The following is a 9,728-nucleotide window of genomic DNA, read 5'->3' as shown; positions in this document are numbered from 1 at the left end:
CGACTGACCCGACCGGCCCGGCCCGGCCCGGCAGCCCGACCGGCCCCGCCCGCCCCGGCATCCGCCGCCCGCAGGCGACCCCCGCACGCCCGCCGCAGCCGCGCGACCTGCCCCCCACGGTCAACAACGCCTGGGGAACGGGCCGTTCCGCCCCGCGACCCGTATGTGCGTGATCAAGAGTGATCAGGTCAGCACCCCGCGTGCACGTGCATCTGCCCATGCAGCAGCGCATGAACAGAGCTATGATCCGGTGCAGTTGACATCTGCACTATCGGGGGCTTCCTGTGGACCATGCGTACAACGGGATGGCAGCTGCAGAACTCGCTTCCCTCTACAGCCTGACCTGGCAGAAGAGCAGGCACAGCAACTCGCAGGGATCCTGCGTGGAGTTCGCCAAACTGCCCGGCGGCGACGTGGCTGTGCGCAACTCGCGGCACCCGGACGGGCCCGCGCTCGTCTACACGCCCGCCGAGATCGAGGCGCTGCTGCTGGGGGTCAAGGACGGCGAGTTCGACCATCTGATCGCCTGAACAACCCGCCCGAACACTTCGCCCGAACGACCTGCCCGGTTCAAGCCGTGCACGTGCACTGACCGAGATCGATCACAGCGATCGATCTCGGTCAGTCTGCTGTCACGGCCCTCCGGCGGGCCCTTTGAGACGGCTCAGTCATGGAGCAGGAACAGGGCCCAGACCACTTTGCCCGTCAGTCGCCCCGCCAGCGGGTGCCAGCCCCAGCTGTCGCTGTAGGAGTCGACCAGGAACAGCCCCCGCCCCGACTCCGCGGCGCAGTTCTCGTCCAGCCGCTCCGGGGAGAAGTCGGCGCCGGGCCGGTCCTCGCTGGGGTCCCGTACCGCGCACACCAGCCGGGTGCTCCACCGCATCAGGTGCAGCCGTACCGGCGGCTCCTCGCCGGCCCGTCCGCCCGTCGGGGAAGCCCCGGCGGTCCGCCCGTCGCCCGCCCTGCCCCCGTCGCCCCGGCCCCCGTCGCCCCTGCCTCCGTCGCCCCGCCCCTCGTCCGGCAGGGCGTGCCGCAGCGCATTGGTGACGAGCTCGGACACGACCAGGGAGACGTCGTCGAAACGGTCCTCCAGGCCCCACTGGGACAGCGTGGACCGGGTGAACGAACGGGCGCCCCGCACCGCCTCGAACCGGGCGGGCAGGGCACAGGAGGCGGACCCGGAGACAGCCGTGGGATCGACCGGGGGAAGCCCCTGCCGTAACGGCTCGAGCATGGTCGATCCATTCGTCCCCATGCGAGGCACTCCCGGGATTCGCGGACTGAGCAGCGGCACTGTCCAGAAAGAACTGCGGGGTGGGTCCGGCGCCGGCGCGAAGAGCACGCAGGTGCGCGGGAACCATCGTTCCGAATGCCGATGTCAGATGCAAGGGCAGATGCACGTGCACGCGCCGGACCTGTCCACTCCCGTGACGGTTCTTGCTCATTTCTTCCTACGCATACTTACGGACTTCTTTTCCGGGAGGCCGGATTCCGTTACAGAACGAGTACGGGCCGATGCGTTTTGGTGGCAGACTGCGGCCCCTGGGGTACGGGGGCCCCGCGACGCGACCACCGAATGGGGAGGGCAGGGCTAGTGACCGCAGAAACCAGCGGTTCAGTGGTGCGCCGCATCCTCCTGGGCTCACAGCTCAGGCGACTCCGAGAATCCCGCGGCATCACCCGTGAGGCGGCCGGTTACTCGATCCGCGCATCCGAATCGAAGATCAGCCGCTTGGAGTTGGGAAGGGTGAGCTTCAAGGCACGAGACGTCGAGGACCTGCTGACGCTGTACGGGGTCACGGACGGCGCGGAGCGCGAGTCGCTCCTCGGCCTCGTCCGCGAGGCCAACGCGGCGGGCTGGTGGCACAGTTACGGCGACGTGCTGCCCGGCTGGTTCCAGACGTACATCGGCCTGGAGGGCGCCGCGTCCCTGATCCGCATCTACGAGGTCCAGTTCATCCACGGCCTGCTGCAGACCGAGGCCTACGCCCAGGCCGTGGTCCGGCGCGGCATGCCGAACGCGACCGCCGCCGAGGTCGACCGCCGGGTCGCACTGCGCCTGGAGCGCCAGAAGGTGCTCGTGAGCGAGAACGCCCCCGTCTTCCACGCGGTCCTGGACGAGGCCGCGCTGCGCCGCCCGTACGGCGACCGGGCCGTCATGCGCGGTCAGTTGGAGCACCTCATCGAGATCTCCCAGCGGCCGAACGTGCAGCTCCAGGTGATGCCGTTCTCCTTCGGCGGGCACGCCGGCGAGAGCGGGGCCTTCACCCTGCTGCGCTTCCCGGAGTCCGACCTCCAGGACATCGTCTATCTGGAACAGCTCACCAGCGCCCTTTACCTGGACAAGGCCGAGGAAGTGGCGCAGTACGACCGGGCGATGGAGCGGCTCCAGCGCGACTGCCCGGACCCGGACCAGACCCGGGATCTTCTCCGAGGTCTGCTCCAACTGTCTTGAATCGCACGTACCATGACGTCGGATCAGTCTCATCATCGACAGATCCGATGGTCTCCGGTGCAGCGCAGGGTGCGCGCTCGCAGTAAGGGATGGCATGTCCATATTCGACGACCTGGCTCACCAGTACATCGACGGCGAATGGCTGGCCGGCACCGGTTCGTGGGACATCATCGACGTCAACCCGTACAACGGGGAGAAGCTCGCGGCCATCACCGTGGCCACCGTCGAGCAGGTCGACCGTGCCTACCGGGCCGCCGAGCGGGCCCAGGCCGACTGGGCCGCCACGAGCCCGTACCTCAGACGCGAGGTCCTGGAGCGGGCGCTGCGGCTGACCGAGGAGCGCGAGAAGGAGATCGTCGAGGCGATGATCGACGAGCTCGGCGGGACCCGTCCCAAGGCCGAGTTCGAGATCCACCTCACCAAGGAGTTCCTCCGCGAGGCCGTCCAGCTCTGCGTCCGCCCCGAGGGCCGCATCCTGCCCTCGACCGTCGCGGGCAAGGAGAACCGGGTCCAGCGCCTCCCGGTCGGCGTCGTCGCCGTGATCAGCCCGTTCAACTTCCCGCTGCTGGTGACCATGAAGTCGGTCGCGCCCGCCCTCGCCCTGGGCAACGCGGTCGTGATCAAGCCGAACCAGAACGCGCCCGTCGTCGGCGGCGGGGTCATCGCCAAGATCTTCGAGGACGCGGGGCTGCCGGCCGGCCTGCTCAACGTCCTGGTCACCGACATCGCCGAGATAGGCGACGCGCTGCTGACCCACCCCGTGCCGAAGGTCATCTCCTTCGCCGGCTCCGACCGCGTCGGCCGCCACGTCGGCTCCGTCGCCGCCCGGCACTTCAAGCGCACCGTGCTGGAGCTGAGCGGCAACAGCGCCCTGGTCGTCCTGGACGACGCCGACCTCGACTACGCCGTGGACGCGGCGGTCTTCAGCCGCTTCGTCTACCAGGGCCAGGTCTGCATGGCCGCCAACCGGATCCTGGTGGACCGCTCGGTCGCCGCCGAGTTCACCGAGAAGTTCACCGCGCGGGTGCGGTCGCTGCGCACCGGCGACCCCCGCGAGGCGGACACCCACATCGGCCCGCTGATCAACTCCTTCCAGGCCGACGCCCTCACCGCGCTGGTCGACCGCGCGGTGGAGTCCGGCGCCAAGGCCCTCGTCCGCGGTTCCACGCGCGGCAACCTGGTCGAGCCGACCGTCCTGGCCGACCTGCCCGAGGACTCCCCCCTGCTGGGCCAGGAGATCTTCGGCCCGGTCGCCCTCCTCGTCGAGTTCGACGGCGAGGAGGACGCCGTACGCCTGGCCAACGCGACCCCGTACGGCCTCTCCGGCGCGGTGCACACCCGGGACGTCGAACGCGGCGTGCGGTTCGCCGAGCGGATCGAGACGGGGATGATCCACGTCAACGACTCCACGATCGGCGACGAGCCGCTGGCGGCCTTCGGCGGGGAGAAGGCGTCGGGGCTGGGCCGGCTGAACGGCCTGGCGACCGTGGAGGCCTTCACCACCCAGAAGTGGATCTCCGTCCAGCACGGCCGGAGCCAGTTTCCCTTCTAGGGCAGCCCCTTCTAGGACAGCCCCTGACCGCATTGCCTCCTAGTGTGAATCCTGTCGGAACGGGACGACGCGCCCGACGACGCAGCGACACGACCGACGGAACACACGTCACGGCAAAGGCGGTTGAACATCATGGCTCAGCTTTCCACCGAAGTCCTCGGCGACGAGCGCGGCACGCTCCTGGCCTTCGTCGAGTCGCAGCGCGCGGCCCTGCGCGAGGCCGCCGAGGGACTCACCGAGGAGCAGGCGGCCGGCCGGCACAGCGCCAGCGAGCTGTCCCTGTCCGGGCTGCTCAAGCACGCGGCCCAGGTCGAGCGGAACTGGCTGCGGCTGGCCCAGCAGCAGCCGTACAAGAGCAGCTACGAGACCCACCTCGCCGGGTTCAAGCTGATCGAGGGCGAGACGATGCCCTCCGTACTGGCCTCCTGGGAGGAGGTGGCGGCCGACCTGCGCGCCTTCGTGGAGGCGGTGCCCACCCTGGACCAGACGTTCCCGCTGCCCGAGGCCCCCTGGTTCCCGAAGGACACCAAGGTCTCCATCCGCTGGATGCTGCTGCACCTGGTCGAGGAGTTCGCCCGGCACGCCGGCCACGCCGACGTCATCCGGGAGTCCCTGGACGGCACCAAGGCGATGGGCTGAGGGCCTGACGGCCTGACGGCCTGAGGGGTGCGGAGGGGGGCCTGACGGGCCCGGCGCGGGCGCTCGGCGGGTATGTACTTGCACCTCACGCGACGTGAGGAAGCACAGTGAAGGGCGTACCCGACCGAAGGAGCGGAAAAGATGGGCTACTCCGTGGGACAGGTCGCCGGTTTCGCCAAGGTGACGGTGCGGACCCTGCACCACTACGACGAGATCGGGCTGCTCTCCCCGAGCGGCCGCAGCAGTGCGGGCCACCGGCGCTACGACGACGGCGACCTGGACCGGCTGCAGCAGATCCTGTTCTACCGGGAGCTCGGCTTCCCGCTCGACGAGGTGGCGGCCCTCCTGGACGACCCGGACACGGATCCGCAGGAGCATCTGCGCAGGCAGCATGCCCTGCTCACCGACCGGATCGACCGACTGAAGGAGATGGCCGCCGCCGTGGAGCGCGCCATGGAGGCACGGAGGATGAGCGTCAACCTGACCCCCGAGGAGAAGTTCGAGGTCTTCGGGGACCACGATCCCGACCAGTACGCCGACGAGGTGCAGGAGCGCTGGGGCGACACGGACGCCTACAAGGAGTCCGCGCGCCGCACCGCCTCGTACACCAAGGAGGACTGGAAGCGGCTGATGGACCTGCACAACGACATCTGCCGGCGGTTCGCCGAGCTGATGGCCACCGGTGCCACCGCCGGCTCCGAGGCCGCGATGGACCTGGCCGAGGAGCACCGGCAGTGGATCGACGGCAGCTACTACGCCTGCTCGCACGAGATGCACACCTGCATCGGTGAGACGTACGTCTCCGACGAGCGGTTCACGGCCACCTACGACGCGGTCCGTCCGGGTCTGGCGGTGTTCCTGCGGGACGCCATCGTGGCCAACGCCGCCCGCGCGAACGGCTGAGCGGCCGGCCGGGCGACCGGCCGGGCGATCGGCGGTCCGGCCGGCCGACTGATCGACAAGCAAGATCGAATACGGGGGGCGCCGCCCCGGTCCGGGACCTGGAACCGGGCCGGGGCGGCGCACGTTCATAATTGAGACCACGCGCTGTCCGCCCCCGTCGCCGAGACCCCGATCCAGGAGCCCCGGAATCTTGTACACGCTTGCGCTCGCCCCCGAGTGGCTGTCCCCGGACTACCTGATCTCGCACTTCGGCCTGATCGGCATCCTCGTCATCGTCTTCGCCGAGTCAGGACTCTTCGCCTTCCTGCCGGGCGACTCCCTGCTGTTCACGGCGGGCCTGCTCGTCGCGAACGGCGAGTACATCAAGCAGCCGCTGTGGCTGGTCTGCACCCTGATCGTGGCCGCCGCGGTCATCGGCGACCAGGTCGGCTACCTGATCGGCAAGTTCTTCGGGCCGAAGCTCTTCAACCGGCCGAACTCCAAGGTCTTCAAGCGGGAGAACCTGGACAAGGCGCACGAATTCATGGAGAAGCACGGCCCCAAGGCCATCGTGCTGGCCCGGTTCGTCCCGATCATCCGCACCTTCGCGCCGATGGTCGCGGGCGCCGGCACCATGAAGTACCGCACGTTCCTGACGTACAACGTCATCGGCGGCATCGGCTGGGGCGCGGGCGTCACCATGGCCGGCTACTGGCTCGGCCAGATCGACGTGATCAAGGACAACGTCGAGGCGATCCTCGTCCTGATCGTGCTGCTCTCGCTCATCCCGGTCGTCTTCGAGGTCCTCAAGGCCCGCAAGGAGGCCAGGATCGCGGCCGTCGAGGGCGACCTGGCGGACGGCGGCGTCGAGGCCCCGTCCCAGCGCGGCCGCCACGCCCGCCGCTGACCCCTTCCGCAGCCGAGCCGCGCGGGGCCCCGTACGTACGCGACGTACGCGTACGGGGCCCCGCGCGGCTTTGTGTGTACGGCGGGCATCCCACGGGCTCCAGGCATCCACGGGCTCCACGGAGGGCGCGTACGGGGCCATGAGGGCGCGTACGTTCCGCAGGGCGCGTACGGGCTCCACAGGGCGCATGTCGGCCCGCAGGCGCCGCCCGGGGCCCGTGCCGCCCATTACCTTCTTGGTGGCCCCGCGTCAGAAGCCCCGCGTCAGAAGCCCCGCGTCAGAAGCCGCGCGTCCGCTTCGCTGCCGCCCGCCGCTTCGCCGCGCTCGCCGCGCCCGGCACCCGCATGAACAGCCGGGAGGCCTCCGACCCCAGGTTCACCCCGATCGCGATGGCCAGCGCGACGGCCGCCGCGCTGACCAGTGAGGCGAAGCCCGCGTCCAGCCGCTTCTCGGCGATGGACAGCAGCCCGTAGTACGTCGCCGAACCCGGTAGCAGCGGTCCGATCGCCGCCGTCACGTACGGCAGGGCGGAGGCGAAGCGGTAGCGCGAGAACAGCTGCCCGAACAGGCCCACCAGCCCGGCCGCGATCGCCGTGGACGGCACCGGGTGCAGCCCGCCCGCCGTGAGCGCCCCGAAGGTCACCCACGCGACGCCGCCGTTCAGGGTCACGATCCACACCGTCGAGCGCTCCTGCTGGAGCAGGATCGCGAAGGTGAACACCAGCACCATCGAGGCGAGGATCTGGATCAGCGGCCGCGGCGGGATCCTCAGGACGTCGACGGGTTCGGGCGCGGCGCCCAGCTGGAGCCCGACGGAGAGCACCGCCAGCACGCCGATGATGATGCCGATGAAGAGGTACATGACCTCCAGCAGCCGGGCCGAGGCGGTGACGTAGAAGCCGGTCAGGCCGTCCTGGACGGCCGCGACCAGGGCCCGCCCGGGCAGCAGCGCGAACAGCCCGCCGGTGATCACCGCGGAGGCGCGTACGTCGGCCTCGGCGAGGGCGAGGGCCACCCCGAGCGCGGCCGGTGGCATCGCGGCCACCACGAACTGGTAGAACTCCGGCAGCCCGCGGCCCGCGCAGTACCAGGCCAGCCGGTCGCCGAGCATCGCGCCGAGCGCCGCCGCGAAGAACACCAGGACCCCGCCGCCGACCAGCGTGGAGGCGGCCCCGGCGAGCAGGCCGGCGGCGGCCGTCAGCACCCAGGTCGGGTACGGGTGGCGGTTGCGGCGGATCTCCGCGAGCCGCCGGTAGGCCTCCTCCAGCGACACCTCGACCTCCGGCGCGCTGATGTCGTCCACCAGCCGGAAGACGGCCGCCAGCCGGGTGTAGTCGGTGCCCCGCCGGCGTACGGTCCGGCTCGCCGAGACCGGGTTGCCCACCAGGGAGGGGTGGTGGGTGATCGAGAGCATGGTGAAGGTGACCATCGGCTCGCACCGGTCCAGGCCGTAGCTGCGGGCGACCGCGAACATGGCGGCCTCCACGTCCTCGGCGCCCTCGCCGCCGGCGAGCAGCAGCTCGCCGATGCGCAGGGTCAGGTCCAGCACGCGGCCGACCGGCGGGCCGGCCTCGCTCTCCTTCGGCGCCGTCTCGGGGACCGGCCGGACGTCCACGGGCATGCGCAGCATGGTGCGCATCCGGTCCTGCCAGGGGGACCCGGGCAGCTGCGGGGGCAGGCCGTGGCCGGGGACGAAGGCGGGCGGGGAGTCCTCGGAGCTGTAGGTGCTGGGCGGGGCGAAGGCCGAGCCGGTGTCGTCGGTGTCGCCGGTGTCGCCGGTGTCCGACACGGCGTCGGCCGTTCCGGTGCCCGCCGGAAGAGCGAATTCCGAGGTGGGCTGCTCGTCCTCGGGCACACCCGGTTCCACGACGCCCGGCGGCCGTGCGAACGCGCTGTGCGCCTCGTCGGACTTCGGTTTGCGGTCCTCGGACCGCTCGGCCTCCGCCGCCACACATCCTCCCGTCGTGACACCCGGGTATCAGTATGCGGAACCGTTTCATCCGCGGCGAGAGCGGGCCGGGCGCCCTGCGGAGGCGGGCGTACGCCGACGGGCGGGGCGTACGCCGACGGCGGCGCCCGCCTCGGCGCCCGCCTCGGCATACGCCGACGGGCGGCACCCCCGTGGGAGTGCCGCCCGTCGTACGCGCAGTGCGCAGTGCAGTGCGGAGCGCAGTGCGCAGCGGTCAGTGGCCGCCCTGCTCCTGCAGACGCTTGTAGGAGCGCTCGATCTCGGCCTCGGCCTCGGCGCGGCCGACCCAGTTGGCGCCCTCGACCGACTTGCCCGGCTCCAGGTCCTTGTAGACCTCGAAGAAGTGCTGGATCTCCAGGCGGTCGAACTCCGAGATGTGGTGGATGTCGCGCAGGTGCTCCACGCGCGGGTCCGACGCCGGCACGCACAGCAGCTTGTCGTCGCCGCCGGCCTCGTCCGTCATGCGGAACATGCCGATGGCGCGGCACTTGATCAGGCAGCCCGGGAAGGTCGGCTCGTCCAGGATGACCAGCGCGTCCAGCGGGTCGCCGTCCTCGCCGAGGGTGTTCTCGACGAAGCCGTAGTCCGTCGGGTAGCTGGTCGAGGTGAAGAGGCGACGGTCCAGACGGATCCGGCCGGTCTCGTGGTCCACCTCGTACTTGTTCCGCGAACCCTTGGGGATCTCGATGGTGACGTCGAACTCCACGTCCTGCTCCTCCATGTCCAGCATTCGTTGCTTCGAGCCTGCAGTTGATTCACATGCGTGCGCGTCCGGACCGTCCCAGCCGGGTGGGGTGCCATGCTCGCGGCAAGACGCAGTGGTTAAGTGTCCCTCACGCATACATGTGATCGCGAAAGGGGCTGGTCCGAGGTGCCAGCGATGAGAACGTGGCAGCTCGTCGCGGGTTCGGCCGTCGCCGGCCTGGCCCTGGCGGTCTCCGCGGTGGTCGCAGCCGGTCCGTGGGACTCCGGCCAGCGTAAGGCCGAGCGGGCCCGGGCGGCCTCCGGAAGGGTGACGGGTGGCGCAGATCACGGCGCGGCCGGGCTTCCGCAGGCCGCCCCCAGCGCCCCCGGGGTGCTGCCGGGGCTCACGACGGGCGGGGCCCGGCCGGCCGGCCCGTGCCCTTCCAGGGGGGGGAGGGCGGGGGGGGCTCCCGGGTGGACGTGCCAGCCGCCCGGCGGAGGCTGCCGCTCACGCCGTCCTTCTTCGACGTCCGGGCCGCCGACGGCGAGGTGCTGCGGGACCTGCCGGCCCGCGAGCGGTACGCGGTGCTCGCCCGGCTGGTCCCCGAGGCCCACCGGGTCCGCCGGCTCGCCGTGGAGG

The 9,728-nt window shown here is 70.9% G+C and carries 9 protein-coding genes; 6 read left to right on the top strand and 3 right to left on the bottom strand.

All coding sequences use genetic code 11. From position 1 onward, the window contains the following. Positions 1-284: 284 nt before the first annotated feature. Complete coding sequence (locus tag GPJ59_RS28180) at positions 285-530, top strand: DUF397 domain-containing protein (RefSeq protein WP_219670518.1); 246 nt, start codon at positions 285-287, stop codon at positions 528-530. A gap of 134 nt (positions 531-664) precedes the next feature. On the opposite strand, the gene GPJ59_RS28175 is transcribed toward GPJ59_RS28180, so the two are convergent. Then, positions 665-1,255 carry an ATP-binding protein gene (locus GPJ59_RS28175; protein WP_219670517.1) on the bottom strand — a complete coding sequence of 197 codons (591 nt, stop codon included), beginning with the start codon at positions 1,253-1,255 and terminating at the stop codon, positions 665-667. A gap of 321 nt (positions 1,256-1,576) precedes the next feature. Between GPJ59_RS28175 and GPJ59_RS28170 the strand changes: the two genes are divergently transcribed. The 5 genes from GPJ59_RS28170 (at position 1,577) to GPJ59_RS28150 (ending at position 6,435) form a co-directional block, all read left to right on the top strand. Then, a complete protein-coding gene (locus GPJ59_RS28170) occupies positions 1,577-2,455 on the top strand; it encodes a helix-turn-helix domain-containing protein (RefSeq protein WP_219670516.1) in 879 nt (292 codons plus the stop codon). 94 nt (positions 2,456-2,549) lie between these two features. After that, entirely contained in the window at positions 2,550-4,007 is a 1,458-nt protein-coding gene (locus tag GPJ59_RS28165; protein WP_219670515.1) for an aldehyde dehydrogenase family protein, read from the top strand. Positions 4,008-4,136: 129 nt separating this feature from the next. Continuing rightward, on the top strand, positions 4,137-4,646 hold the full coding sequence (locus GPJ59_RS28160; RefSeq protein WP_374200926.1) for a DinB family protein: 510 nt from the start codon (positions 4,137-4,139) through the stop codon (positions 4,644-4,646). A gap of 141 nt (positions 4,647-4,787) precedes the next feature. Then, on the top strand, positions 4,788-5,549 hold the full coding sequence (locus GPJ59_RS28155; RefSeq protein ID WP_219670513.1) for a MerR family transcriptional regulator: 762 nt from the start codon (positions 4,788-4,790) through the stop codon (positions 5,547-5,549). A gap of 190 nt (positions 5,550-5,739) precedes the next feature. Then, positions 5,740-6,435, top strand: a complete 696-nt coding sequence (locus GPJ59_RS28150) for a VTT domain-containing protein (RefSeq protein WP_219670512.1) — start codon at positions 5,740-5,742, stop codon at positions 6,433-6,435. A gap of 277 nt (positions 6,436-6,712) precedes the next feature. On the opposite strand, the gene GPJ59_RS28145 is transcribed toward GPJ59_RS28150, so the two are convergent. Then, a complete protein-coding gene (locus tag GPJ59_RS28145; protein WP_219670511.1) occupies positions 6,713-8,386 on the bottom strand; it encodes a threonine/serine exporter family protein in 1,674 nt (557 codons plus the stop codon). A gap of 232 nt (positions 8,387-8,618) precedes the next feature. Beyond that, positions 8,619-9,110, bottom strand: a complete 492-nt coding sequence (locus GPJ59_RS28140; protein WP_179173985.1) for an inorganic diphosphatase — start codon at positions 9,108-9,110, stop codon at positions 8,619-8,621. Positions 9,111-9,728 lie beyond the last annotated feature (618 nt).

Origin of the sequence: Streptomyces bambusae (assembly GCF_019400985.1) — a bacterium.
GTDB lineage: Bacteria > Actinomycetota > Actinomycetes > Streptomycetales > Streptomycetaceae > Streptomyces > Streptomyces bambusae_A.
This window is presented reverse-complemented; position numbering and strand designations above follow the sequence as displayed.